Consider the following 25,187-nt stretch of genomic DNA (forward strand, 5'->3'; position numbering starts at 1 on the left):
GATCACTCCCTCTCGTGACGGTGACCCGCGTCACACAGCATGGCAGGCGCCGCCGACGCTCAGCGGAAGGTGTTGCACTGGGTCATGTCGCCGGTCCGGAAGCCCTGGTAGAACCACTGCTGGCGCTGTTCGGACGAGCCGTGCGTCCACGACTCCGGCGTCACCCGGCCCTGGAACATCTCCTGGATCCGGTCGTCGCCGACCGCGGCCGCCGCGTCCAGCCCGTCCCTGATGTCCCGGTCGGTCAGCGTGGTGATCAGGGGCCGCCCCGTGGACTCGTCCGGAGTCCGCGTCGCGTGGTGCGCCCACACGCCCGCGTAGCAGTCCGCCTGCAGTTCGACCCTGACCGCGTTGCTGTCCGCGCCCTGTCGCCCGTCCTGGGCCCGCTGGAGCGTGCCCGTCAGGTTCTGGATGTGGTGCCCGTACTCATGGGCCACCACGTACGCCTGCGCGAAGGGGCCGCCGCTCGCGCCGAACTTCGTCCGCAGCTCCTCGAAGAAGCCCAGGTCCAAATAGACCTGCCGGTCCGCAGGACAGTAGAACGGGCCCACGGCCGAGGTCGCCGCCCCGCACGCGGTGCTCACCCGGCCGGTGAAGAAGACCGTCGACGCCGGGGCGTACCGGCCGTTGCGGCGCGTGAACTCCTGCCGCCAGAAGTCCTGGGTGCTGTTGACCACCGCCACGAGCCGGCAGTCCTCGCGCGCGTTCGCGTCCCGCCCCGTCCGGCACGCCTGCTGCACCTGGCTGACGGAGGACGCGGCCGGAGCGGGCTCCTCGTCCCCGGAGGACAGCCCCAGCTGCTCCGGTCCGACACCGAAGAGCAGGGCGACGACGAGCGCGACGAGGCCGACGAGCCCGCCGCCGATGGTGGCCCTCCCGCCCGGGACGCGACGTCCACGCAGATCCTTGACCTCGGACGTGTCCAGATCGGCGTCGTCGTCGAACTGCATCCCGCACCGTCCTCCATCCGTGAGGCGGGCGCGGCCGCGCGGCCGCCCCTGCGGCGAGTATCGACCCGTTCACCCCGGCCTGCGCCCCGGCTCGCCCGGCCGCCGCCCCGGAAACCAGTTGCACACCCCCGGTAGAATGCCTCTCATGGCAAATCTCCTTGCGGATTAGCGGCGTCGAAGCCTCGCGTCCTGCCCCCTTCCGCCGTCCCGACCCGCCCTGGAGTATTTCCGTGATCACCGCCACCGGCATCGAGCTGCGCGCCGGCGCCCGCGTCCTCATCGAGTCCGCCTCTTTCCGCATCGCCAAGGGCGACCGCATCGGCCTGGTGGGCCGCAACGGAGCCGGCAAGACCACCCTCACCAAGTGCCTCGCGGGAGAGGGCCAGCCCGCCGGCGGCACCATCACCCGTTCGGGCGAGGTGGGCTACCTCCCGCAGGACCCTCGGACCGGTGACCTCGACGTGCTGGCGCGCGACCGGATCCTGTCCGCCCGCGGTCTCGACGTCCTCATCAAGAAGATGCGGATGAACGAGGAGCGCATCGCCACCGGATCCGGCGCCACCCGCGAGAAGGCGCTCAAGCAGTACGAGCGCCAGGAGACCGAGTTCCTCACCAAGGGCGGCTACGCCGCCGAGTCCGAGGCCGCGACCATCTCGGCCGCCCTCAGCCTGCCGGACCGGGTCCTCGGCCAGCCCCTGCACACCCTCTCCGGCGGTCAGCGCCGACGCGTCGAGCTCGCCCGCATCCTCTTCTCGGACGCCGACACCCTGCTCCTCGACGAGCCGACCAACCACCTCGACGCCGACTCGATCGTCTGGCTGCGCGACTACCTGAAGAACTACCGCGGCGGCTTCGTCGTGATCTCCCACGACGTCGACCTCGTCGAGACCGTCGTGAACAAGGTGTTCTACCTCGACGCCAACCGGTCCGCGATCGATGTCTACAACATGGGCTGGAAGCTCTACCAGCAGCAGCGCGAGGCCGACGAGAAGCGCCGCAAGCGCGAGCGCCAGAACGCCGAGAAGAAGGCCGCGGCCCTGAACTCCCAGGCCGACAAGATGCGCGCCAAGGCCACCAAGACGGTCGCCGCGCAGAACATGGCCAAGCGGGCCGAGCGGCTGCTGTCCGGCCTGGAGGCCGTCCGCGTCTCCGACAAGGTCGCCAAGCTGCGCTTCCCGGACCCGGCGCCCTGCGGCAAGACCCCGCTGACCGCCGAGGGCCTGTCGAAGTCCTACGGTTCCCTGGAGATCTTCACCGACGTCGACCTGGCCATCGACAAGGGCTCCCGCGTGGTCATCCTCGGCCTCAACGGAGCCGGCAAGACCACCCTGCTGCGCCTGCTCGCGGGCGCCGAGCAGCCCGACACCGGCCAGGTCACGCCCGGCCACGGCCTCAAGCTCGGCTACTACGCCCAGGAGCACGAGACGCTGGACCCGGACCGCACGGTCCTGGAGAACATGCGCTCCTCCGCGCCCGACCTGGACCTGGTCGACGTGCGCAAGACGCTCGGCTCCTTCCTGTTCTCCGGGGACGACGTCGACAAGCCCGCGGGCGTGCTCTCCGGCGGCGAGAAGACCCGGCTGGCCCTGGCCACGCTGGTCGTCTCCTCGGCGAACGTACTGCTGCTCGACGAGCCCACGAACAACCTCGACCCGGCCAGCCGCGAGGAGATCCTGGGCGCGCTGCGCACGTACAAGGGCGCGGTCATCCTCGTCACGCACGACGAGGGCGCCGTGGAGGCGCTGGAGCCGGAGCGCATCATCCTGCTCCCGGACGGTGTCGAGGACCTGTGGGGACCGGACTACCGGGACCTGGTGGCCCTCGCCTGACCCCCGCCCCGGACGTGCCGGGAGGCGCCGGGACGCCCTCCCGGCTCTGATCCAGTTCCTTATGGATCATTCGGCTCAGGGGTGATCCATCATCTGAGTGAGACGGTCTCGTACCGTTGCGCGTCGTACGACGGCCCCGGCCGCGCCCTCGCGGGGGTGTGACCGGGGTCTTCGCGCTTCCGCGCTCCGGCCCCTGACCTGGTGATTTTCCGGTCGGCGGGCGAAGTGTGACGGAAGTCATGCAACGGAAGAGTCGATTCCGGTCTGCTCGGGTGTCCACCGCGCGGGAAATGCCGCCGTACCGACCTTGCTGAATGGGTGGCCAGGAAGCCGGGGAGGGGTGATCATGAGAAGTCCAGAGCGCACTTCCCATGAGGAGGCACGGGTGGCCGAGACTCTGAAGAAGGGCAGCCGGGTTACCGGCGCCGCGCGCGACAAGCTCGCGGCAGACCTGAAGAAGAAGTACGACTCCGGTGCGAGTATCCGGGCGCTGGCCGAAGAGACCGGCCGGTCCTACGGATTCGTGCACCGGATGCTCAGTGAGTCCGGGGTCTCGCTGCGTGGCCGCGGTGGCGCGACACGTGGCAAGAAGGCCGCTACGGCCTGACCCCGGTCCATCGGATCCAGACGCTCCAACGGCTTCAAGGCTCACACATGAACCGACGTCCCCTTCGGTGACCCCCGGTCGGCCCTCCGGTCGACTGGGTGGTTACTGTGCAGTCACTTAGGCCGGGCTTGCGGCCGACTGCACACCGGAGGCATACGGATGGCTCTGCTCGACAAGGACGGCGTACGACTCACCGTCGACGACACGGTCGCCACGGTGACACTGACCAATCCGGCCAAGCGAAACGCCCAATCCCCCGCGCTCTGGCGGGCTTTGGCCGAGGCGGGCAGGTCGTTGCCGGGTACTGTCCGGGTCGTCGTGCTGCGCGGCGAGGGCAAGTCCTTCTCCGCCGGGCTCGACCGGCAGGCGTTCACCCCCGAAGGCTTCGAGGGCGAGCCGTCCTTCCTCGACCTGGCGCGCGGTTCCGAGGAACTGCTCGACGCCACGATCTCCGAGTACCAGGAGGCGTTCACCTGGTGGAGGCGTAACGACATCATCTCCGTCGCCGCCGTGCAGGGGCACGCGATCGGCGCCGGCTTCCAGCTCGCGCTCGCGTGTGATCTGCGCGTGGTAGCCGACGACGTGCAGTTCGCCATGCGCGAGACGAGCCTGGGCCTGGTCCCCGACCTGGCCGGCACCCAGCCGCTGGCCTCCCTGGTCGGCTACGCCCGCGCGCTGGAGATCTGCGCGACGGGCCGCTTCGTGCACGCCGAAGAGGCGGAGCGCGTCGGCCTCGCCAACCTGGTGGTCCCGGCGGGCGAGCTCGACGCCGCCGTCCGCGACCTGAGCGCCGCCCTGCTCGCCCCGCCCCGGGACGCCGTGATCGAGACCAAGACCCTGCTGCGCGGGGCGCTGGCCCGCCCGTACGACGAGCAGCGCGCCGCTGAGCGCGCCGCCCAGGCGCGTCGCCTGCGGGACCTGGCGGGCCTCTCGGACTGACCCGTCGCGCGCCGCCCCCGGACCGGAAACCGCCCCGGGACGACGCCGACCGGCGTAGTCCCGGGGCGTCCGGGCGCCCGGGCGCCTACCGTGGAGCGGAGTGAGTCCGTACACGTGGAGGGACACGCGATGACCGAAAACGCATCAGGGGGCTCCCACAAGGCTCCCGGCGACCGGGGGCGCACGACCATCGCGGACGGGGTGGTCGAGAAGATCGCCGGACTGGCCGCCCGTGAAGTGGTCGGCGTGCACGCCCTGGGCAGCGGCCTCTCCCGCACCTTCGGCGCCGTCCGGGACCGGGTTCCCGGTGGCGGGAAGGCAGCGGTCAGCCGCGGGGTCAAGGCCGAGGTCGGCGAGGTCCAGACCGCCCTCGACCTGGAGATCGTCGTCGACTACGGCGTGTCGATCCGTGACGTGGCCCGGGCGGTCCGTGAGAACGTCGTCTCCGCGGTCGAGCGGATGACGGGCCTGGAGGTCGTCGAGGTCAACATCGCCGTGAGCGACGTCAAACTGCCCGACGAGCCCGACGAGGAGCCGGAGCCCCGACTCCAGTAGCCGAGAGGAGCCCGTACATGAGTATGGCGGTCGCCGGCATGTTGGCCGGCATGGCCCTGGGGTTCGCCGGCTATTTCGGTGGATTCGGCGCCTTCCTGCTGGTGGCGGCCCTCGGAGCCGTGGGCTTCGTCGCCGGCCGCTTCCTCGACGGGGACCTGGATCCCGGGGACCTGTTCCGCCGCCGCGACGACCGGCGCAGGTGAGGCGCGATGGACACCCCGCCGCAGGACGCGCCGCCGGGCCCCGCAGCGCCGCGGAGCACCGCACGGGCCACCCCGCACGCGGTGGCCGCCGCCGACCGCGGGGCCACCCGGATCGCCGACCGGGTCGTCGCCAAGATCGCCGCACAGGCCGCCCGGGAAGCGGTCGCCACCGGCTCCGGCGCGCCCCCGCAGGCCACCGTCACCGTGCACCACGACATCGCCCGGGTCAGGATCAGCCTGGAGCTCGACTACCCCGGTGACCTCGCCGCCCAGTGCGCGGCCGTGCGCAGCCGGGTCACCCGCCGTGTCGAGGAGTGTGCGCAGATGTCCGTACCCGAGGTCGACATCGACATCGAGCGCCTGCACTCGGCGCACACCCGAACCGCCGCCGGGCGGGACCGGCGGCTGCGGTGACGGCCACCCGGTTCAGATCCGCCCGCCGCATCCCCGCCGCACTCGTCGCCCTGCTCGTGCTCGCGGTGGCGGGCCTCTTCCTGTACGACCTGGCCGCCGTACGGGCCGACCGGCCCGCCATGGCCTGGCGCCGCGAGCTCGCCCACCAGCTGGAGGTCCACACCCCGGCGGACCTGCCCGTACAGCTGGCCGGTGGGGCGCTGGCCCTGGTCGGGGCGGTACTCCTGCTGTTGGCCGTCACTCCCGGGGTCCGCAGGATCCTGCCCATGCTGGGCCCCGACCCGAGCGGGGACGCGGTAGCGGGCGCGGGCCCGCCCCTGCGCGCCGGCATCGGCCGGCGGGACGCGGCCCAGGTCCTGCGGGACCGGGCCATGGAAGTGCCGGGCGTGCGGTCGGCGCGGGTCCGGGTGGGCCGCTCCCGCGTCCGGGTGCGGGCCAGGTCGCACTTCCGCGAGCTGGACGAGGTGCGGGCCGACCTCGACGCGGTACTGGCCGTCGGCATCGAAGAGCTGGGCCTGGTGCACCCGCCGCGGCGGCGCGTACGGGTCAGGAGGTGAGCGGGGTGCTCGGTACGGTGAACCGGATCCTGCTGGCGGTGGCCGGAGCCGTCCTGCTGGCGGCCGGGATCGTGCTGCTGACGGGGGTGCGCCCGCTGCGGGGCCGTACGGCGCCGCTGCTGAGCGCCGAGGATCGGCACCGGTACCTGCACGCCGAGGGCTGGGCCTGGTGGGCGCTGTGCGCGGTCCTCGCCCTGTGCCTGGTGCTGGCACTGTGGTGGCTGCTGTCGCAGCTGCGGCGATCGAGGCTGCGGGAGGTCGCCGTGGACACCGGGGACGGCGCCTTCGCCGTGCTGCGCGGGCGCGCCCTGTCCGACGCCGTCGCCGCGGAGGCCCGCGCCCTGGACGGGGTCGCCGGCTGCCGGGTCGTCCTGCGCGGGCGGCGCGGGGCGCCCGCCCTGCGGGTGGCGGTCGAGCTGGAGCCCCACGCGGTCCCCGCGGACGCCCTGGCGGGGCTGGCCGGACCGGTCCTCACCCACGCCCGGACCTCGGCGGGCCTGGCGGAACTGCCGGCGGAGGCCCGCTTCCGGGTGACGTCGCACCGGGCCCGGCGCGTCAGCTGAGGGTGCGCCGGGCCCGCTGTGCGCCGGGCGGGGGTGGCGACGTGCGGTCAGAAGCCGTGCCGGGAGCCGCCGTCGACCGGGAGCATCACACCCGTCAGGTACGAGGCGGCCGGCGACAGCAGGAACGCGGCCGTGCGGCCGAATTCCTGCGGGGAGCCGTAGCGGCGCAGCGGGATACGGGACTCGTTGCTCGCGCGGGAGGCGGCGGCGTCGCCCGACAGCGCGTCGAGCTCCCGCACCCGGTCGGTGTCGATGCGGGCCGGCAGGAGGCCGACGACGCGGATGCCGCGCGGACCGAGCTCCACCGAGAGGGACTTGGCGAAGCCGGCCAGACCGGGGCGCAGGCCGTTGGAGATGGTCAGGCCGGGAATCGGCTCGTGGACCGAGCCCGACAGGACGAAGCCGATGACCCCGCCCTCGCCCAGCACCGCGGCGGACGCCCGGGCGAGGCGCACCGCACCGAGGAAGACCGATTCGAAGGCGTCCGACCACTGCGCGTCGGTGCTGTCGACGGCGAAGCCCGGCACGGGCCCGCCGACGCTGATGAGGATGCCGTCGAAACGGCCGAAGCGCTCGCGCGCGGTGGCGATGAGCCGCCCGGCCGCCGCCGGATCCGCGTTGTCCGCGGCCGCTCCCACGGCATTGGGGCCGAGTTCCGCGGCGGCTTCGGCCGTCCGCTTCTCGTCGCGACCCGTCACGAGGACCTTCGCGCCGTCGGCGACCAGTTCCCGGGCGGAGGCGAAGCCGAGGCCGCGCGTGGCCCCGGTGACGATGTAGACACGGTCTTTCAGTCCAAGATCCATGCCCGACACGCTACGCCGTCGCGGGCTCCTGTTCGGCGGCTTCGGCCCGGGCCGCGGCCTCCTCGCGATCGCGCCTCTCGCGCCGTACGAGGACCAGCCAGCCCACCGGTACCGCGGAGGCGAACAGCCACCACTGGACCGCGTAGGCCATGTGCGCGCCGATCGAGTCGTGGTCGGGGTCGGCGACGGTCTCGGGGCCGCCCTCCGCCGGAGCCGGATCGGTCAGCTCCAGGTACCCGCCGAGCACGGGCCGGCCCAGGGACTCGGCCTGCTGCTCGCTGTTGATGAGCATCACCTGCCGGTCGGGCAGGCCCTTGCGGTCCTTGATGCCGCTGCCGCCGCTCGTCTCGTCGGCCTTCAGCCGGCCGGTGACCGTGACCTCGCCCGCGGGCGCGGCCGGCACCGGTGGGTAGGCGCGCGGGTCGTCCCCGCCCGCCACCCAGCCGCGGTTGACCAGCACCACCCGGCCGTCGGCGAGGACGAGCGGGGTCAGGACGTGGAAGCCGACCCTGTCGTCGTTCGAGGTCCGCATCCGTACGACCACCTCGTGCGCGGAGTCGTACGTGCCGGTGGCGGTGACCGCGCGCCAGAAGTCGGCGCGGGGAACCTTGTGTCCGGGGGAGGTGACCTCCGCCACCGGGACCGGCTCCGCCCGCAGGTTCGCCTCGATCAGTTGGTTCTGTGCGACCCGGTGCACATGGCGGTGGTACTGCCAGAACCCGAGCTTGATCATCACGGGGATGAGGACGAGGGCGATGAGGGTGAGGCACACCCACTGCCGGGTCAGCACAAAGCGGTACACGCCCACGACGGTACCCCGGCGGACGGTGACCCCGGCGGCCGGGTGGCCTTCCGGGGTCGCGGCAGGAGGCGGAGCGGCGCTCAGACGTGGTCGACGATGCCCACCTTCCCTTCCGCACGGGCGCAGTGCCCTCCGCAGAACCACTGGCCCTCGACCTCGACGCCCTGTCCGATGATCTGGACCCGGCAGTGCTCGCAGATGGGCGCCATGCGGTGGATGGCGCAGGAGAAGCAGTCGAAGACGTGCACGGCGCCCTGCGCGTGCACCTCGAAGGACATGCCGTAATCGTTTCCGCAGACCTCACAACGTGCCATGCGCCGCATGGTGCGCACGGCGCAGCGGTGGAACAAGATCCACCCTGGTGAGTCGCCGCGCGGACACCCGGCCGGCCCAACAGGCCTCGGCCGGTCCGCTCACCGCCCGGTCATTCCCCGGCCGGGGCCACGTCCCGCAGCAGCTGCGTGAAGGCGGCCTCGTCGACCACCGGGGTGCCGAACGACTTCGCCTTGACCGTCTTCGAGGTCGCCGAGTCGGGGTCGTTCGTCACCAGGAGGCTGGTGAGCCGCGACACGCTCGTCGCGACGTGCAGGCCCGCCTCGACCGTCCGGTCCTCCAGCAGCTCCCGCTCCACCGAGGTGTCACCGGAGAAGGCGATCCGCATGCCCTGCTTCAGCGGCTTGCCGTCCTCGAACCGCCCCGGGTTGGGGTGCGGGCACGGCGGCCGCCTGCGCGAGGGCCGCCAGCTGCTTCCCCGGTAGGACGTCTGGTGGCCCACGCGGGGGGTGGCGGCCGAGTCCGACCACTCGGTCAGCGGCCGGCACTCCAGCAGGGGCAGCCGTACGCCGCCCCGCGCCGCGGCGTGCAGCGACGGACGGAAGGCCTCCGCCAGCACCCGGGCGTCGTCGAGGGCGTGGTGCGCGCGCTGCTGGACCACGCCGAAGTGCGCGGCGAGCGACTCCAGCTTGTGGTTGGGCAGCGGGAGGTCCAGCTCCTTCGACAGGGCGATGGTGCACAACCGCTGACGGACCGGCGCGGCAGCCTCGGCGCGCGCGTACTCCCGGGCGATCATCTGCCAGTCGAAGATGGCGTTGTGCGCCACCAGCACCCGGTCCGCGAGCCGGTCGGCGAGCTCCTCGGCGACATCCCGGAAGAGCGGCGCCCCGTCGAGCACGTCGCTCGTCAGACCGTGGATCCACACCGGCCCCGGGTCCCGCTGCGGGTTGACCAAGGTGTACCAGTGGTCCTCCACGTTGCCCTGGGCGTCGAGCCGGTAGACGGCCGCGGAGACTATCCGGTCGTCGCGAGCGAGCCCGGTGGTCTCCACGTCGACGACCGCGTACCCCTGTGGGTAGGCGGTCGGCCACGTCGTCTCTGCGGTCGTACGGTCGTCGAGCATGGTCACAGAGGATATCGGCACGGACCGACACCGCAGCCCCACCCTGGGTCAGCCCAGGGCCGAGACCAGGTCCGCGGCGGCCAGCTGTTCGAGCCCGCAGCCGTCAACGGGTCCCGGCGCAAACCGGCTCACGGACCGCTCCTGCGGTCCTGCGGCGGCGCCATCAGCAGGGCGGTCACCAGGGCCCGCACGGACAGCAGGAAGAGCCGCTCCGGATCCGCGGGCCGGGCCAGCGCGCGGGCCAGGGCGGGGTCGTGGGAGGCCGTGGCCGGGTCCCAGAGCTCGCTCTCGGCCGGGGACTGGGCGGGGGCGCGTTCACGGTTGCGCTCCACGAGCAGGAACCCGACGATCTGGAACTGCACGGCGCGCACCGCGTCGGCCGCCCGGGCGCCGTGCAGGCCCGCGGCGTGCACCTCGCGGACGAGGGCCTGCTGGGCGGGCAGGAACATCCGCTCCGTGAGGCCGCGTTCGTGGACCATCGCGATGAGGTGCGGGCGCTCGCGCAGTTCGCGGCGCAGGATCCGGGCCACCGAGACCATCCGCTCGGCCGGGGTGCGGCCGGCCGGGAGGATTGCGCCCATCTCCTGAACCGTCCGCTCCACGAGGGCGTCGAGCAGCGATTCGCGGTTGCCGACGTGCCAGTAGATCGACGTCACGGCGGTGCCCAGCTCGGCGGCGAGTCCCCGCATCGTGAGGGCGGCCGGACCGCGTCGTCGAACCAGGGACGCGGCGGCGTCGAGCACCTCGTCACGGGTCAGCGAGGATCTTGCCATGGCAGCCGTCCCCCGATCTGTTGCCGCGTCAGTTCTGGTGTGCACGGGTCTTTACCCTTCATCGGCAGCGGTGTAACTGTGTTACAGAACCGAACCGAGAGGTGGTGCGAGAGATGGCACGCGTACGGTACGGAGCGCGCACCGAGGTCGAGATCGCCGCGTCGCGCGAGAAGAGTTCCCGGCTCCCCGACATCTGGTCCACCGGCGTGGTGGCCGTCTGGGAGACCGATCCCGACGTGGTCGCCGCGGTCCTGCCGCCGCCGCTCAAGCCGACCGGACAGGCCCTGGTGCGGGCGAACATCAGCAAGGTCGACCTGCCCGGCTACCCGCTCGGCGCCGGCTCGGTGGCCGTCGCCGCCCGGCACGACGGCGTGGAGGGCTGGTACCCCCTGGTCATGCCGATGACCCACGAGCGCGCCCTGACCGGCGGCCGCGAGGTCTTCGGCGAACCGAAGAAGCTGGGCGAGGTCACCGTCGAGCGGGACGGCCTCGTCGTACGCGCAGCCCTCGCCCGGCACGGGATCGCCTTCGTCGAGGTGCGCGGCGCCGTGGACCGCCCGCTCCCACTGCCCGAGCCCACCCGGAAGACCGACTTCTACTTCAAGTTCCTTCCTTCCGTGGACGGTTCGGGCTTCGACGGGGACCCGGTCCTGGTGCACTGCGTGCGCAACGAGAAGGTCCGCAGGCTGGAGCACGTCACCGGTGACGTCGTCCTGCGCGAGTCGATGTTCGATCCGGTCGCCGACCTCCCGGTCCGCCGGATCGTGGAGATCACCATCGGCGAGAAGACCACCGACCAGAGGGGCCGGGTCGTCGAGCGGGTCAGTGCCCGGTCCCTGCTCCCGTACGTCCACCAGCGCTACGACGACCCCCTCCAGCTCCTCGACGGCCCGCCGGAAGGGAGCCTGTGAGATGCGGCTCGAACCGGGACAGACGGCCGTCGTCACCGGCGCGGCGAGCGGCATCGGCCTCGCCATGGCCCGCCGCTTCGCCGCCGAGGGGCTGCAGGTGGTCCTCGCCGACGTCGAGGAGGGCGCCCTGCGCAAGGCCGCCGGCGAACTCACCGCGGACGGTGCGCAGGTGCTCGCCCGGGCCGTCGACGTCGGCGACCGCGAGTCCGTGCTCGCCCTTGCCGACGCGGCCTACGACGCCTTCGGCGCCGTCCACGTCCTGTGCAACAACGCGGGCGTCGGCTCCGGCGCGGAGGGCCGGATGTGGGAACACGAGCCCAACGACTGGAAGTGGGCCTTCTCCGTCAACGTGTGGGGCGTCTTCCACGGCATCCAGGCCTTCGTCCCCCGCATGATCGCCGGCGGCGCCCCCGGCCACGTCGTCAACACCTCCTCCGGTGACGGCGGCATCGCCCCGCTGCCCACCGCCTCCGTGTACGCCGTCACCAAGGCCGCCGTGGTCACCATGACCGAGTCCCTCTACGCGCACCTCAAGGCGGAAGGCGCGTCGGTCGGCGCCTCCGTGCTCTTCCCCGGCCCGCACATGCTGCGCACCGGACTGTGGGAGTCCCACCGCAACCGGCCCGAGCGGTACGCCAAGCAGCGCCCGCGCCGGACCCCGTACCGCAGCCTCGACCAGTACGAGGCCGCGATGAAGCAGGCCGGCCGCGAGGTGGACTTCACCCCGGTCGAGGAGGTCGCGGAGCACGTCGTCGACGGCATCCGCGCCGGCCGCTTCTGGATGCTGTCCGCCGAGCGAGCACAGCGACCGGCAGATCCGCGCTCGGTCGCAGTCGATGCTCGACCGCGCCGACCCCGCCTACCTGGAGAGCTTCATCCTCGACTGAGGAGCGACCGCAGTGAGTGACACACCGTACGAGGACCCGTACCTGATCATCTCCTCCGACTGCCACGCGGGCCTGCCCACCGAGCAGTACCGCCCCTATCTCGACTCCCGTCACCACCGCCGGTTCGACGAGTTCCTCGGCCAGCGCGACGCCCGCCGCGCCGAGGCCACCCGGCTGGGCATCCGCAACGAGGCCTTCGCCGAGAAGTGGTTCCACGACCACGAGGAAGGGCTGCGGGGCGGCTGGGACACCGGTCAGCGGCTCAAGGAGCTCGACGGCGACGGCGTGGCCGGTGAGGTCGTCTTCCCCGACGCGGACGCCGTCGACAGCCAGACCGCGGCCCCCTTCGGAGTGGGCCTCGGGCTCTCCGGCGACCAGGACCCCGAGCTCGGTATGGCGGGCGCGCAGGCGCACAACCGCTGGCTGGCCGAGTTCGTCTCGCAGACCCCGGAACGCCATTGCGGTGTCGCCCTGCTGCCCGTCACGGGCGATCCGGACAAGGTCGTCGCCGAGGTGCACCGGGCCAAGGAGTCCGGGCTGGGCGCGCTGATGATCCCCGCCATGTGGGTGGACCAGGCGCCCTACCACGACCGCCGCTACGACCCCGTCTGGGCGGCGGCGGCCGAGACGCGGATGCCCATCGTCACCCATTCCGGGGCCTCGCCGCGCCACGAGTACGGCGACCACCTGGGCATCTTCGTCTCCGAGGTCACCTGGTGGCCGGCCCGCCCGCTCTGGTTCCTGCTCTGGTCGGGGGTGTTCGAGCGGCACCCGGGCCTGAGGTTCGGCGTCGCCGAGTCGGGCTGCTGGTGGCTGCCGAACCAGCTGTGGTTCATGGACCGGCTCTACCTCGGCGCGCACGGCGGCAAGAAGCTCTCGCCCTTCGAGGAGCTGAAGCGGCCGCCGAGCGAGTACCTGGACCGCCAGGTGTTCGTCTGCGCGACGAACACCAAGCGGCGGGAACTGGCCCAGCGCTACGAGATCGGCGTGGACAACATCCTGTGGGGTTCGGACTTCCCGCACCCCGAGGGCACCTGGCCGAACACCCGGACCTGGCTGAAGAACACCTTCCACGACATCCCCGTCGACGAGAGCCGCCGGATCCTCGGCCTCGCAGCGGCGGAGGTCTTCGGCTTCGACACCGCGAAGCTGGCCCCGCTCGCCCGCCGGATCGGCCCCACCCCGGCCGAGCTGGGCCAGTCCCCGGACCAGGCGGCGGTGACGGCCTCCTGGGCGCGCTCGCGCGAGGTGGGCCGGCACTGGCTGACCGGCCACGACTTCCCGGTACTGGGGGTCGCGCAGTGACCGGCGGCGACCGCTACACGGTGATCTCGGCGGACTGCCACGCGGGCGCCGACCTCCTGGACTACAAGCCGTACCTGGAGAAGCGCCACCACGACGACTTCGACGCCTGGGCCGCCGGCTACGTGAACCCGTACGAGGACCTCCTCGCGGACACCGCGGACCGCAACTGGAACTCGGCGCGGCGCCTGGCGGAGCTGGAGGCCGACGGCATCGTCGCCGAGGTCGTCTTCCCCAACACCATCCCGCCGTTCTTCCCCAAGGCCTCCCTGATGGCGCAGCCGCCGACGGCCGCGGAGTACGCGATGCGCTGGGCCGGCCTGCAGGCCCACAACCGCTGGCTGGCGGACTTCTGCGCGGACGCCCCGGGCCGGCGGGCGGGCGTCGCGCAGATCCTCCTCAACGACGTGGACGCGGCGGTGCGGGAGGTCCGCCGCACGAAGGAGGCAGGCCTGACGGGCGGCATCCTGCTGCCCGGCGTACCGCCCGGTTCCACGGTCCCCGAGCTGTACTCGGAGGTCTACGACCCCCTCTGGGCGGTGTGCGACGAGCTGGACGTCCCGGTCAACCACCACGGCGGCTCGGCCTCGCCGCCGCTCGGCGACGAACCGGCGGCCCGGGCCGTCTTCATGGTGGAGACCACCTGGTTCTCGCACCGCGCCCTGTGGCACCTCGTCTTCGGCGGGGCGTTTCGACGCCATCCGGGCCTCAGACTGGTCCTGACCGAGCAGGGCTCCGGCTGGATCCCCGGCGTGCTGGAGATGCTGGACTACTACCACGGCCGCCTGGTCGCGGCCTCGGCCACGGCCGAGTCCAAGTTCGGGGCGGGCCTCGCCGAGGCGATGGGCAGGGGCCCGAGCGAGGTCTGGCGGGACAACTGCTTCGTGGGGGCCAGCTTCATGCGTCCCCACGAGGTGCCGCTGCGGGACCGGATCGGCCTCGACAAGATCATGTGGGGCAGCGACTACCCCCACGACGAGGGCACGACCCCCTTCTCCCGCGAAGGCCTCCGCATCGCCTACGCGGGCCTCCCGCGGGACGAGGTCGCCGCGATGGCCGGCGGCAACGCGGCCCGCGTGTACGGCTTCGACCTGACGCGGCTGGACGCCCTGGCCGCGCAGCACGGCCCCCTGGTCTCGGAGATCGCCGAACCCCTGGCGCACGTCCCGCCCGAGGCCACCAGCCCGGCCTTCGCCCGCGGCGGCTCGGTCCGGGTCTGGTAGCGCCCCGCGCGGCACGCCGGGGCGGCTCGGTTCCGGCGGACGAGCCGCCCCGGCGGGCGACCGCCGCCGTCCCCGGCGCCGGTCGGGAGGACCCCCGTGCAGCACGCCGCGCCCCACCCCGGCCGAACCGACGGTAACCTCGATGGATACCGATCGGTAACAACCTCTAGCGGCACCCCCGAAGGCGCCTCTATGGTGCGGACATGCCGAACCTGCCCGATGTCGTGCTGTGGTCCATACCCGCCTTCGTGCTGCTCACCGTCATCGAGCTGGTGAGCTACCGGCTCCATCCCGACGAGGACGCGGCCGGGTACGACACCAAGGACGCCGCCACCAGCATCGGCATGGGGCTCGGCAGCATCGGCTTCGACCTCCTGTGGAAGATCCCGGTGGTCGCGGTCTTCACCGCCGTCTACGAACTCACCCCGCTGCGGGTTCCGTTGCTCTGGTGGACCGTCCCGCTGATGCTGCTCGCCCAGGACTTCCTCTACTACTGGCAGCACCGCAGCCACCACGTCATCCGCATCCTGTGGGCCTGCCACGTGGTCCACCACAGCAGCCGGAAGTTCAACCTCACCACCGCGCTGCGGCAGCCCTGGACCAGTGCCACGACCTACTGGTTCTACCTGCCGATGGTGGCGGTCGGGGTGCACCCCGCCGTGATCCCGTTCTGCTACGGCATCAACCTGCTCTACCAGTTCTGGGTCCACACCGAGCGCATCGGGAAGCTGCCCCGGGCCTACGAGTACGTCTTCAACACCCCGTCGCACCACCGCGTCCACCACGCGTCCCAGGGCGGCTACCTGGACCGCAACTACGGCGGCATCCTGATCGTCTGGGACCGGATGTTCGGCTCCTGGGTGGGGGAGACCGACCGGCCCGTATACGGGCTCACCAAGAACATCGACACCTACAACCCGCTGCGCGTGGCCACTCACGAGTACGCCGCCATCGCCCGGGACGTGCGCGCCGCCCGGAGCTGGAGCGAGCGGGCCGGCCGGGTCTTCCGCGGCCCCGGCTGGCAGCCCGCGGCATCGGTCCAGGCGGCCCCGGCCGCCCAGGCCGCCGCACCCGCGGCGCAGGCCGCCGTGGCCGCGCCCGCTGCCCCCACCGCACCCGCCCCCACCACCGACCCGGCCGCCGTACAGGAGGCCACCGCGTGAGCACCGCTGAGTCCACCGGCCGCCCCGGCCCCTCCTGGGCCGCCGAGCGGGCGGTGCCCGGCAGGGAGCGGCTCGGCCGCGCCGCCCTCGTGTGCCTGGCCGTGGCCGCCGCCGCCGACCTCGGGGCGCTGCTCGCCGACTGGCACCTCGGGCACGTCATCGCCAAGCCGCTCCTGATGCCGCTGCTGGTGGTCCACGTGATCACGCGCGGCGCGCCCCGCCTGTTGGCCGCCGCCCTGCTCTTCGGCTGGGGCGGGGACCTGGCCCTGCTCTTCGACGCCGAGGCGGCCTTCCTGGTCGGCATGGGATCCTTCGCCGTCGGGCACGTCTGCTACCTCGTCCTGTTCGGCAAGCGGCCCGCGAACCCCCTGCTGGGGGGCGCCTACGCGCTGGCCCTGCTGGGCACCGTCGCCCTGCTGTGGCCCGACCTGCCCGCTGACCTGCGCATCCCCGTGGCCGGCTACAGCCTGCTGCTGACCGCCATGGCCTTCCGCTCCAGCGCCCTCGGCCTACGGGCCGGCATCGGCGGCGCGCTGTTCCTGCTGTCCGACACCCTCATCGCCACCGGTGTCGCCGAGTGGCCCCAGCTGCCCCGCCCCGACTTCTGGATCATGGCCACCTATCTGGCCGCCCAGTACCTGCTGGCCACCGGAGCGACCATGCGCGAAGCAGGCGTACGGTAGGACGGTTCCACAGTCGTACAAGACTGAACGATCTCGAACCGGAGGACTGCACCACCATGCGCGCCACCGTCATCCACGCCCCGCACGACATCCGCGTGGAGGAGGTGCCCGACGCTGCGATCCAGCGCCCCGAGGACGCCGTCGTCCGCGTCCTGCGTGCCTGCATCTGCGGCAGCGACCTGTGGGCCTACCGGGGCGAGGCCGCGCGCCGGCCCGGCCAGCGCATCGGCCACGAGTTCCTGGGCGTCGTGGAGGAGACCGGCCCGGCGGTGTCGGGCCTGCGCGCCGGCGACCTGGTCGTCGCGCCCTTCATGTGGTCGGACGGTACCTGCGAGTACTGCAAGGAGGGCCTCTACACCTCCTGCGACCACGGCGGGTTCTGGGGCTCGGTCGGCCACGACGGCGGTCAGGGCGAGGCCGTGCGCGTCCCGCACGCCGACGGCACGCTGGTGAAGCTGCCCGCCGAGGCCGCCTCCGACGACCACCTGCTCACCGGCCTGCTCGCCCTCTCCGACGTCATGGGCACCGGGCACCACGCCGCCCTGGGCGCGGGCGCGCGTCCGGGCGCCACGGTCGCCGTGGTCGGCGACGGCGCCGTCGGCCTGTGCGGCGTCCTCGCCGCCAGGCGCCTCGGCGCCGAGCGGATCATCGCCCTGGGCCGCCACACCGTCCGTACGGACATCGCCAGGCTGTTCGGAGCCACCGATGTCGTCGCCGAGCGCGGCGAGGCCGCCGAGGCGGCCGTGCGCGAGCTGACCGGCGGCCGTGGCGCGCACTGCGTCATCGAGGCGGTCGGCACCGAGCAGTCAAATCCTCCATCAGGACGCTCATTTGGACCCTGTGAGCCCCGGTCGAAAGCCGGGGCTCACCTGCATCTATGCCTGAATGCCGCCGCGTTCGAGTTCGCCGCGTGATCGATTTCGAGGCGCCCGGGATGGTCACGTCGACCCCGCCCGCTGTGCTTCCGGGGTGGGGCATGACTACGCCCCCGACGCGTCCGTCGGGGGCGTAGCCGGCCCGTTCCCGCCGCCTGGGGGGCAGGGCAGGGAAGGGCCGGTCTTGATGCGGGCCTCCTGCCCGCATATATGCATGATCACGCAATGTAGGATTTGGCCAACTGACTTTCGATCATGGCTGCCCCAGCGTGGACAGGTGCCGCGCTCCGCCCCACCCGACGACGACATCCTCGCCCGTCGAAGACGCATCGCGCTCCAGATCCGGGCCGCGCGCGAGTACCGGAACTTCACTCAGGAGCGGCTCGCCAACGCCATGGGCATGGACCGGCCGTCGTACACCCTGCTGGAGCAGGGCAAGGTTTCCCCGCGGTTGGACACCCTGCTGCGGATCTCTGACGCGCTTGGGATGCCGCTGTCGGAGCTGGTCAGGGAGTAGGGCCTCGGTGGGCCGCAGATAAGATCCGCGTCAGGTGCATGCAGCCACCATACGGATTACGCGGCCAAACGGAAGACTCAATTCCGCATCGAATCCGCGAGACCCCTTGCCAGGTAGCCCCGACCGGAGGGGGACAACCGGCCGGGGCGGTTTCCGCTCGTCAGGCTGAGGTGTGCTCGCGGTCGCTGGATCCACCGCCGCGGCACGCGAGGCACGGCTGGCTATACACGACCTGGTACTGGCCGTCTACGAGGATGGTCCGTGCGAGACCCCGACACGCGCCGCACCCGGCGGTAGCCACGTCTCTGCGACGGGATACCGCACCCTTACGGCGCAGCTCCTGCAGGTGATTGATCAACGGACCGTAGTCGGGGCGTTCCTGCGCGCTCATGCTCGTCAGCCTAGCGAGCATGTCTAGTTGGGGTGGTCCGCGCGGCAGTTCGCCTCGCAGTTCCCGTCGGCGCAGCCGTTGTCGTGCTGGCAGGTGGCAGCGACGGGGATCCCCTCCAGCGGGGCGGTCCACAGCTCCATGTCGACCTCGAAGCCAGCCGTGCGGATCCGGTCGATGGTGTGGTCGAGCGCGCCCGGCTGGTACCGGGTGGGGTCGGGCAGCTCGGGGACGTGGTGCACGAACCGGCCAAGGCGTGTGCACAGCTGGGCGTACACGATGGTGTGCAGGATGAGCGCGTGCCATCCCTCGTCGACGACCCGGGACGGGCGCATGCCGCCGGGGAACTGGGCGGCGGCCGCGACGAACTTCAGCCCCTCCTCGGTGATCCGGTCGGCGTCGGCGCTGGACATGTCGGGGTTGTTGCTGGCGACGGTCGCGGCGACGGCCTCGAACTCGGTCTCGGAGATGAGGGCGCGGGCGCTGCGGGTGCGAGGGGTGGCGAGCGTCATGGTTCCTCCGGAGTGAGAGGGCGGGGGCGGAGTGTCGGGTCCGGTGCTGCACGGGGGCGGTACGGGCGTGGACATGGCTGTCCCCTTCGCGTCGCAAATGCGGGATACGGGATGGTCAGGTGATGCCGTGGCGGCCGCCGCGCGGGCAGCCCTTCGCGTGGACGACGGCGCCGCCCTCGGGGCCGCCGAGCGGCAGCGGTCGCGCGCCGCACGAGCAGGGCCGCGGCGGCTGCTGGGCCGCCCGCTGGTAGGTGACCTCGTTGGTCGTCACCGGATGGCCTGAATATTCGAGACGGCCGTGGACAGTTCGCGGCCGCCGCCGACCGGCCGAATGTAGGCGATCTCCGCCCAGCGTTCCGGCTGGCCGACCTCGGCCGCGTTCTCCACTAGCACGGCCATCAGCGTGCCCTCGGTGCCGGACGCGATGTCGCGTACCGGCTTGCGGAGGAGCGGGTGCGGGATCTCTGTATGCGCGTCTTGCCGGGCGGCCATGCTGGGGCTCCCTACCGTCGTCAGCGGGTGGTAGGACGACGGTAGGGGCGGTCACCCGACGGCAGGGGTACAGAATGTACCCCCTCGATTTCAGGCAGTCAGCAGGCCCAACTGCTGCGCGAGTTCGGACGCCCGGCGCCGGCGGGCAGGGCTCTTGCTCGCTGCCTCCTCCAGGACGATGCGCTTGGCGTACCCGTTGTACTGCACCGTTTCCGGCGCTGCCTCGTGCGCCTGCGCCAGCGTCGCCAGCGCGACGTCCGGCTGGGCGTCGAGGTGGTAGGCGCGGGCCTGCTCGATCCGGTGCCGGGCCCGCCGCGGCCGCGACGGGATCGTGTCCGCCTCCGCGCGGGCGGCTTGCCGTGCGGACTCACCGCCCATGTGCAGTTCCACCGCGACCGTGACCGCGTGCGCGCCGATGACCGCCCGAGAGAACGACGTGACGGGGTGGAAGTAGTCGTCAGGCAGCGTCGCGGCCAGGCGGCTGGCCTCGTCCCAGTACCGCCACGCCGTCCCCGTCTCCCCGCGGCGCGCGGCCGTCAGCCCGGCCTCGACGGTGAGCGCGCCAGCCACCGCGCGGACGTCCGCGCCCGCGTCGGGGAGCAGCGGCTCCAGGTAGCGGAGCGTCTCCATGGTGACCGCGTCTGCGGCGTCGAGGTGGGTGGACTCGCGGTGGGCCTGCGTCGTCAGCCACGCGGCCAGGCCGATGGCGTGCGGGTCCTCGGAGTCCTGCGCGGCCATCATGCCGCGCTCGGCCACCCGCCACACGAGCGGCGCGTCCGGCTGGTAGGCGCAGAAGAACTGTGCCAGGAAGTACACCTCGGCGAGGCGGGCCTGGGCGGCCTTGCGGTCGGCGATCGTGGTGGCGGCCCGGACCGCGGCCTGTGCGTCGAGGACCAGGTCGGGCAGCAGCGACCCGATGACGTCGCGGTGGTTCGGGGCTGAGTGCCGGGCCTTCCACGCGCGGGCCAGGCGGGCGGACAGGTGGTCGGCGGACGGGGCGCGTCGGTCGGCGCCGAGCTGGAGGGCGTTGAGGGCCTCGCGCACTGCGGCGAACCGCGGGTGCCCGGGGCCGGTGAACAGGTTGACGGTCATGGACTGGTCCCCCGTGAGGTCGGACAGGTCCCGGACGCGGAGCACCTCGGCGAGGCGGAGGATCATCTCCAGCTTGGGTGTGCGCAGCCGGCCGGTCTCCAGGGCCTTCACCCATTCCCCGGATCGGCTGGCAAGGCCGCCGAGTTGGTCGCGGGTGAGGCCGCGGCGGGTGCGTAGGAGCTGGAGTCTCTGGCCGAACGCCAACGACTCGCGGTACGGGTCCGGGGTAGCATCGGTAGACATGGCGGCCTTGCCCCTCTCGCAGCAGCGTAGACACCTGCCAGCGTAGGGGGCGAGGCCGGTTCTGTGTGATCGAGAACGCACGAAAGCGCCCCCTCCCGGCCCGAAGGCCGAGAGGGGGCGCTGTGTTCAGGCCGCGAGTTCTTGGATTGCCGAGACCACCCGCGACGCGAGGTACTTGTGCCCCGCGTCCGTGGGGTGGGTCGCATCTGTCCCGATATAGAGGTCGGCATTCCCCGACCCGGTGGGCGCGCCGACCCGGCCGGTGCCGGTGATCCACGGCCCGTGCGTCGCCACGAGCGCCCCGGCAGCGTCGTACACCGCTCCCGTGATGGGGGAGATGAACGGCAGGCCCGCGGCGGCCGCGGCCAGCCGGAGTGTTTCGTCCGTGGTCGTCAGCGAGGCTCCCGGTGAGCCGGTCGGCGCCCAGCAGCCGAGGATGTAGATCCGCGCCGCCGGTAGCCCGGCGGTCACCGCGCTGTACAGGCTGGCTGCGGCCGCCGCGATGGCCGACTGTGATCCGCCGGAGTCGTTGTACCCGGCGAAGATCAGCAGCACGTCCGGGTTGTGCGGGATCACGTCGATCGGCGCGCGCGTGCCCAGCGTGGCCGTGGACCCGGCAGTGATGTAGCCGGTCGAGCCGAGCGCCTCGTTCCAGGCGTCCGTGTACCCGAGCGCGCGGGCCGCCCGCGGGAAGAAGGTGCCGGCGCCGCCGGCGGTGTTCATGCTGGAGCCGCCCGGGATGGAGTCCCCGAACACCATGATCCGGCCGGACGGGGCCGGCGGTTTCCACATCGTTGCCCCAGGCGGGAGGAAGATCCCTCCGAACGGGGCCACGCTGAAGTCCAGCCGGATCACGCGCGGCTGCGCGGCGCCCAGCGTCACCGTCATCAGGTGCGTGTTGCCGGGCGTCGTCCCGCCGAGGGGCTGCATGAGGTCCGTCATGCGGCGGCCGTCCACCCACAGCCGGTAGGAGCCGCCCGTCTGCCAGTTGAATCGGAGCTGGAACGCGGTGGCGTCCGTGCCGAACTCCACCGACCAGATCGACTGTGAACTGCTGAGGGTGCCGCGGGTGTTCGGGTAGCGGGTCGTCGGCAGGACGTAGGTGGAGTCCGGTGTGCCCGAGCCGATCTGGAACCCCCCAGCCCCCAGATACGAGAACGGGCCCGTCACGTCCGAGCCGGCCAACGCCACCCCGGGCGGCGCGTACTTGACGTACCCGGCCGCTGGCGTCGACGTCTGCGCCACGCTGATCGCCGACGGGGCCGGTGCGGGCCCCATGTTCGTCAGCGTCATCCGCCACGGATAGCCGGAGTATGCGTACACCCGGCCGGCGCCGGTGCCCTGGTTGACGAGTGCGATCGTCGCCTGCCCGCCGGCGAGGTGGCTGGCGGCCACCGTGAACGTGCCGCCGCTGGTCGCCTTCCCGAACGAGGTGGACGGGTAGAACTCCGGCGCGCCCTCCGCGAGCGGCGACGACGTTCCGGAGGCCCCGTATTGGGCGATGGCGCCTGCGGAGTCGAGGAGCGCCAGGTCGAGGTACCTCGTGCCGCTGTAGAGCATGCCGAGGTCTACGCGGATCCGGTCCCCGGGCTCGGCCGGGATGCTGCACTTGAGTTGGGTGCCGACGCTCGTCGCCGCGATCGTCCACGATGCGGCGGACGCCAGGTCCTGCACCGCGCCGTCGGAGATCTGGACCTCTGCGGTACGACTCGGGGCGCCGTCCGCTCCCGCCAGGCCCTGGAGACCCTGCGCGCCGTCGGCGCCCGCGGGCCCGGCCGCTCCGGTCTCTCCGGCAGGGCCAGTATCGCCCTGCGGGCCGGTCGCCCCGTCCGCGCCGTCCGCGCCGTCGGCGCCTGCCGGTCCGGCCGGACCCTCGGGGCCGCGCAGGTAGGTGACGTTCCCGGGGTCGGCCTGGATCAGGTCGGTGATGGGGACCGGGCTCCCGTCGCCGTAGGGCAGCAGGAAGTGGAGCACCTTGACGATGACGCCCTGGTGGTACTCCTCGTACCGCCACAGGCGGCCGGTGACCGGCTCGATGGTGGTGTCGTCGGTGGTGACCAGCTCGGCGGACCAGGCGCCGTTGGTGATGGTCTGCTCCTCGCCCGGCGAGGCGAGGATGGTGTCTCCGTCGGTGTCGGTCCAGCGGGCCGGGTAGGGGGCCAGGACGACCCGCCGGATCCCTGACGACGCCCCGATGATCTGGCTGCCGACCAGCCCGGTCACGGTACGGGTGGTGGGCATGCGGTGCTCCTATCGGCCGAAGAGGGTGTAGAGGAGCGAGCCGACGCCTGCCAGGGTGGCGATGGTGGCCAGGGGCCAGCGGTTCCGCTCGAGGGCGTCCAGCCTCGTCTCATGGTCGGCGAGCTGCTTGTCCGTTTGGTCACTCCGCTGGACGAGGAGCGCCAGGGCCCCGTCGACCCGGGCGAACCCGGTGTCGACGGACCCGCGCAACTTGGCGATTTCGGTGGCCACGTGCTGCGACTCGGAGGGTGTCATGCCGCGTCGTCCGGGTCGGCGGTGCGCAGCCAGCCCGGGAGGAGCTGCTGCACGCTGGGGAGGGCCATGACGCGGGCGAGTCCGCCGGCCACGGCCAGGGCGCCGGCGACCCAGGGGAGGGCCTCGGGGATGCCGGAGGCGTCCACGATCGCGGGCAGCGCGACGGCCACGCCGAGCCCGGTCTGCAGAACGGTGCGGGCGGTGCGCTTGGTGCTGTCCTTCATGACTGGTCTCCGATCAGTTAGAGGGTGCGGGGTGGCTCATCAGCCGGTGGTGGGGGCGCTGGTGACGTTGACGTTCACGTCGATGACGGCCTCGGCGATGGCGCGCTCGACCGCGGCGACCACGGTCGCGGTGTCGACGCCCTCGGCCTGGCCGAGCTGCGTGGCCAGCGCGGTGATCGCGGCCTGCTGGGCGGTGAGCTGCCGGAGGATGGTGTCGGTCTGGGTGTTGTGGACGCGGTCCATCCAGGCCATGACGGCGCCCATGTAGACGGGGCGGCCGGTCGCGGCGTTGGTCTCGGTGTGCCGCCAGACCGCCTCGGCGATCTCCTGCGCTGTGGGCATGTCGTCCTCCTCGGGCGTCGGGGGTGTGGTGGCACCGCGCAGGCGGGCCGCGATCCGATCGCGCATGCCCGTCATGGAGAAGCCGCGCGGGTCGGACTTGTCGTCGGACCACTCCAGGTGCCCGATGACGCTCTTCGCGGTCCAGCCCATGAGGCGGCAGATCGCGGCGGACACCCGCTCGATCGCGTCGAGCTGCGGGGCGGGCCACGGGTCGTTGCCGTCGCCGAGGTTCTCGCACTCGAAGCCGTAGAAGTGGCGGTTGCCGTCGATGCCGTCCGCGTTGCCGACGTTGGGCACGGGCGGCCGAGTGCCGTAGTCCTCGGCGATGACCGCGGCCAGGGTGTCCGGGTCGCCGCCGCCTGCGTGGTTGGTCCGGCCGTAGCCGACAAGATGCACCCGGCCGTCCTTGGTGATGACGCCGTGGCACAGGGGGCCGGGCAGTTCGGCGTAGCCGTCGCGGCAGAGGCTGACGGTGTAGGCGCTGCCCTTGCTCACCGTGTGGTGGATCATGACGCCGTGGATCGGGCCCCAGGGGCCCTTGTGGTTGCGGTTGTGGGTGCGCCACGCGCCGACCTCGACGACGTTGACGCCTTCGGCGCGGAGCGCGGCGAGGAACCGGTCAGCGGACGGTGGATCAGCCATCAGGCCTCCAGGGCATGAGGAACGCCCCGGCCGGCGGGCGCGGGGCGTGTGGGTGGTCGGGGGGAGCGGGTTACCAGCCGGGTGGCATGCGTCGCTTGGGTGGGCCGCCGGGCCGGTCCTCGTTGCCGGTGAACGGGAACTCGGGCGTGGCCGGGGCCGGGCATCCGCAGCTCTTGCCGGGGCCGGGGCACGTCGCCTCGTGGACGTAGCCGGCGGCCGCGGGGGTCATGGCGTGGTCGGCGCAGCCGCCGACGGGCTCGGTGGCCCTCTTGTCGGGGGTGCGGCGGCGCCACTGCACCACCGCCTCGGCCCCGCACGTGGTGCAGATCATGCGTGGATCCATTCGACGTACATCATGGACGCGGACTCGAACGTCACCGCGGTGGACAGGGCGCCGCCGGAGTTGTGGCCGCCGGCGATCTCGACGTAGTCGCCGACGTTCAGGTACAGGATGTGCTCGGTGTACGGGTTGCCGGCGAGGGTGCCGGCGCCCTGCAGCGTGGCCGCGCCGGGGATGTAGTTGGCGTTGACGTGGACGCGGGCGCCGCGGGACCCGGTGGCGTTCGCGACGAAAGCGGCCCTACCGCCGACCCGGTACCAGCCTGCGTACTGGCAGGTGTAGCGGGAGGTGTTGACGCTGATGGAGTGGCCGCCGTAGGTGTCGACGTCCTCAGTGTCGAAGGCGATGATGCCCCAGGTCCCGTTAGGGACGGACTGGCTCACGGTCTGCTTGAGGACGGCCAGCGGCGGCCGCTCCATTCGAGTGCACCACTCGGCGTCGATGATCTCCCCGGCTTGGGTCAC

Annotated in this window: 30 protein-coding genes and 2 pseudogenes; 16 read left to right on the forward strand and 16 right to left on the reverse strand. The window is 72.4% G+C overall.

From position 1 onward, the window contains the following. Positions 1-59: 59 nt before the first annotated feature. Complete coding sequence (ypfJ, locus tag AW27_RS26175; RefSeq protein ID WP_037930199.1) at positions 60-950, reverse strand: KPN_02809 family neutral zinc metallopeptidase; 891 nt, start codon at positions 948-950, stop codon at positions 60-62. Positions 951-1,180: 230 nt separating this feature from the next. Here ypfJ and AW27_RS26180 point away from each other — a divergent pair, with 230 nt between their 5' ends. From AW27_RS26180 to amaP, 8 genes are all read left to right on the forward strand, one after another. Beyond that, positions 1,181-2,779: an ABC-F family ATP-binding cassette domain-containing protein gene (locus tag AW27_RS26180; RefSeq protein ID WP_037930202.1), complete on the forward strand. Its 1,599-nt coding sequence runs from the start codon at positions 1,181-1,183 to the stop codon at positions 2,777-2,779. 385 nt (positions 2,780-3,164) lie between these two features. Beyond that, the gene (locus AW27_RS26185; protein ID WP_030010789.1) at positions 3,165-3,386 is read left to right on the forward strand and encodes a helix-turn-helix domain-containing protein; all 222 of its coding nucleotides are present in this window, start codon (positions 3,165-3,167) and stop codon (positions 3,384-3,386) included. A 159-nt stretch (positions 3,387-3,545) separates the two neighbouring features. Further along, complete coding sequence (locus AW27_RS26190) at positions 3,546-4,325, forward strand: enoyl-CoA hydratase/isomerase family protein (RefSeq protein WP_037930205.1); 780 nt, start codon at positions 3,546-3,548, stop codon at positions 4,323-4,325. 129 nt (positions 4,326-4,454) lie between these two features. Beyond that, entirely contained in the window at positions 4,455-4,880 is a 426-nt protein-coding gene (locus tag AW27_RS26195) for an Asp23/Gls24 family envelope stress response protein (RefSeq protein ID WP_106967711.1), read from the forward strand. A 17-nt stretch (positions 4,881-4,897) separates the two neighbouring features. Continuing rightward, positions 4,898-5,083, forward strand: coding sequence for a hypothetical protein (locus tag AW27_RS26200; RefSeq protein ID WP_030662934.1), 186 nt, complete (start codon positions 4,898-4,900; stop codon positions 5,081-5,083). A gap of 6 nt (positions 5,084-5,089) precedes the next feature. Further along, positions 5,090-5,497 (forward strand): alkaline shock response membrane anchor protein AmaP, encoded by a 408-nt coding sequence (locus tag AW27_RS26205; protein WP_236647871.1) that lies wholly within the window; start codon positions 5,090-5,092, stop codon positions 5,495-5,497. Further along, positions 5,494-6,054: a DUF6286 domain-containing protein gene (locus AW27_RS26210; RefSeq protein WP_052031358.1), complete on the forward strand. Its 561-nt coding sequence runs from the start codon at positions 5,494-5,496 to the stop codon at positions 6,052-6,054. Before AW27_RS26205 ends, AW27_RS26210 begins: the two co-directional genes overlap by 4 nt. Positions 6,055-6,059: 5 nt before the next feature. Continuing rightward, the gene (gene amaP, locus AW27_RS26215) at positions 6,060-6,617 is read left to right on the forward strand and encodes an alkaline shock response membrane anchor protein AmaP (protein ID WP_370466572.1); all 558 of its coding nucleotides are present in this window, start codon (positions 6,060-6,062) and stop codon (positions 6,615-6,617) included. Positions 6,618-6,664: 47 nt separating this feature from the next. On the opposite strand, the gene AW27_RS26220 is transcribed toward amaP, so the two are convergent. The 5 genes from AW27_RS26220 to AW27_RS26240 all read right to left on the reverse strand — a co-directional run bounded on the left by AW27_RS26220 (position 6,665) and on the right by AW27_RS26240 (position 10,391). Beyond that, a complete protein-coding gene (locus tag AW27_RS26220; protein ID WP_037930287.1) occupies positions 6,665-7,420 on the reverse strand; it encodes an SDR family oxidoreductase in 756 nt (251 codons plus the stop codon). 10 nt (positions 7,421-7,430) lie between these two features. After that, positions 7,431-8,222, reverse strand: coding sequence for an SURF1 family cytochrome oxidase biogenesis protein (locus AW27_RS26225; protein ID WP_037930289.1), 792 nt, complete (start codon positions 8,220-8,222; stop codon positions 7,431-7,433). Positions 8,223-8,302: 80 nt separating this feature from the next. Next, positions 8,303-8,536 (reverse strand): hypothetical protein, encoded by a 234-nt coding sequence (locus tag AW27_RS26230; protein WP_075972011.1) that lies wholly within the window; start codon positions 8,534-8,536, stop codon positions 8,303-8,305. A 110-nt stretch (positions 8,537-8,646) separates the two neighbouring features. After that, the gene (locus tag AW27_RS26235) at positions 8,647-9,624 is read right to left on the reverse strand and encodes a DEDDh family exonuclease (RefSeq protein ID WP_037930214.1); all 978 of its coding nucleotides are present in this window, start codon (positions 9,622-9,624) and stop codon (positions 8,647-8,649) included. A 122-nt stretch (positions 9,625-9,746) separates the two neighbouring features. Further along, complete coding sequence (locus AW27_RS26240) at positions 9,747-10,391, reverse strand: TetR/AcrR family transcriptional regulator (protein WP_037930217.1); 645 nt, start codon at positions 10,389-10,391, stop codon at positions 9,747-9,749. Between the two features lie 113 nt (positions 10,392-10,504). Between AW27_RS26240 and AW27_RS26245 the strand changes: the two genes are divergently transcribed. The 8 genes and pseudogenes from AW27_RS26245 (at position 10,505) to AW27_RS26280 (ending at position 17,952) form a co-directional block, all read left to right on the forward strand. Then, entirely contained in the window at positions 10,505-11,302 is a 798-nt protein-coding gene (locus tag AW27_RS26245) for an acetoacetate decarboxylase family protein (protein WP_037930219.1), read from the forward strand. Between the two features lies 1 nt (position 11,303). Beyond that, positions 11,304-12,189: pseudogene (locus AW27_RS26250) on the forward strand (SDR family NAD(P)-dependent oxidoreductase). A gap of 12 nt (positions 12,190-12,201) precedes the next feature. Next, positions 12,202-13,494, forward strand: a complete 1,293-nt coding sequence (locus AW27_RS26255) for an amidohydrolase family protein (RefSeq protein ID WP_037930221.1) — start codon at positions 12,202-12,204, stop codon at positions 13,492-13,494. Then, entirely contained in the window at positions 13,491-14,714 is a 1,224-nt protein-coding gene (locus AW27_RS26260) for an amidohydrolase family protein (protein ID WP_037930224.1), read from the forward strand. Before AW27_RS26255 ends, AW27_RS26260 begins: the two co-directional genes overlap by 4 nt. A 203-nt stretch (positions 14,715-14,917) precedes the next feature. Next, positions 14,918-15,877: a sterol desaturase family protein gene (locus tag AW27_RS26265; protein ID WP_052031359.1), complete on the forward strand. Its 960-nt coding sequence runs from the start codon at positions 14,918-14,920 to the stop codon at positions 15,875-15,877. After that, positions 15,874-16,560, forward strand: a complete 687-nt coding sequence (locus tag AW27_RS26270) for a lysoplasmalogenase (RefSeq protein WP_037930227.1) — start codon at positions 15,874-15,876, stop codon at positions 16,558-16,560. Before AW27_RS26265 ends, AW27_RS26270 begins: the two co-directional genes overlap by 4 nt. A 56-nt stretch (positions 16,561-16,616) precedes the next feature. Then, a pseudogene (locus AW27_RS26275) lies at positions 16,617-17,369 on the forward strand (alcohol dehydrogenase catalytic domain-containing protein); the annotation flags it as partial. Between the two features lie 343 nt (positions 17,370-17,712). Next, entirely contained in the window at positions 17,713-17,952 is a 240-nt protein-coding gene (locus tag AW27_RS26280; protein WP_304949898.1) for a helix-turn-helix domain-containing protein, read from the forward strand. Between the two features lie 414 nt (positions 17,953-18,366). On the opposite strand, the gene AW27_RS26285 is transcribed toward AW27_RS26280, so the two are convergent. The 10 genes from AW27_RS26285 to AW27_RS26330 form a co-directional block, all read right to left on the reverse strand. Beyond that, positions 18,367-18,852 (reverse strand): glycine-rich domain-containing protein, encoded by a 486-nt coding sequence (locus AW27_RS26285; protein WP_052030947.1) that lies wholly within the window; start codon positions 18,850-18,852, stop codon positions 18,367-18,369. A gap of 115 nt (positions 18,853-18,967) precedes the next feature. Continuing rightward, complete coding sequence (locus AW27_RS26290) at positions 18,968-19,123, reverse strand: hypothetical protein (RefSeq protein ID WP_157840284.1); 156 nt, start codon at positions 19,121-19,123, stop codon at positions 18,968-18,970. Further along, positions 19,120-19,344 (reverse strand): hypothetical protein, encoded by a 225-nt coding sequence (locus AW27_RS26295; RefSeq protein ID WP_037930232.1) that lies wholly within the window; start codon positions 19,342-19,344, stop codon positions 19,120-19,122. The genes AW27_RS26290 and AW27_RS26295 overlap by 4 nt, the downstream gene beginning before the upstream one ends. Before the next feature lie 90 nt (positions 19,345-19,434). After that, complete coding sequence (locus AW27_RS26300) at positions 19,435-20,679, reverse strand: helix-turn-helix domain-containing protein (protein WP_037930235.1); 1,245 nt, start codon at positions 20,677-20,679, stop codon at positions 19,435-19,437. A 126-nt stretch (positions 20,680-20,805) separates the two neighbouring features. Then, complete coding sequence (locus tag AW27_RS26305) at positions 20,806-22,920, reverse strand: SGNH/GDSL hydrolase family protein (RefSeq protein WP_037930239.1); 2,115 nt, start codon at positions 22,918-22,920, stop codon at positions 20,806-20,808. A gap of 9 nt (positions 22,921-22,929) precedes the next feature. Beyond that, positions 22,930-23,175, reverse strand: a complete 246-nt coding sequence (locus tag AW27_RS26310; RefSeq protein WP_037924204.1) for a hypothetical protein — start codon at positions 23,173-23,175, stop codon at positions 22,930-22,932. Next, complete coding sequence (locus AW27_RS26315; RefSeq protein WP_037930241.1) at positions 23,172-23,399, reverse strand: hypothetical protein; 228 nt, start codon at positions 23,397-23,399, stop codon at positions 23,172-23,174. The genes AW27_RS26310 and AW27_RS26315 overlap by 4 nt, the downstream gene beginning before the upstream one ends. 39 nt (positions 23,400-23,438) lie before the next feature. Further along, complete coding sequence (locus AW27_RS26320) at positions 23,439-24,383, reverse strand: peptidoglycan recognition protein family protein (RefSeq protein ID WP_052031360.1); 945 nt, start codon at positions 24,381-24,383, stop codon at positions 23,439-23,441. Between the two features lie 70 nt (positions 24,384-24,453). Beyond that, positions 24,454-24,714 carry a hypothetical protein gene (locus AW27_RS26325; RefSeq protein WP_037931077.1) on the reverse strand — a complete coding sequence of 87 codons (261 nt, stop codon included), beginning with the start codon at positions 24,712-24,714 and terminating at the stop codon, positions 24,454-24,456. Beyond that, positions 24,711-25,187, reverse strand: coding sequence for a hypothetical protein (locus tag AW27_RS26330; protein ID WP_157840354.1), 477 nt, complete (start codon positions 25,185-25,187; stop codon positions 24,711-24,713). Before AW27_RS26330 ends, AW27_RS26325 begins: the two co-directional genes overlap by 4 nt.

Source organism: Streptomyces sp. PCS3-D2 (genome assembly GCF_000612545.2).
GTDB lineage: Bacteria > Actinomycetota > Actinomycetes > Streptomycetales > Streptomycetaceae > Streptomyces.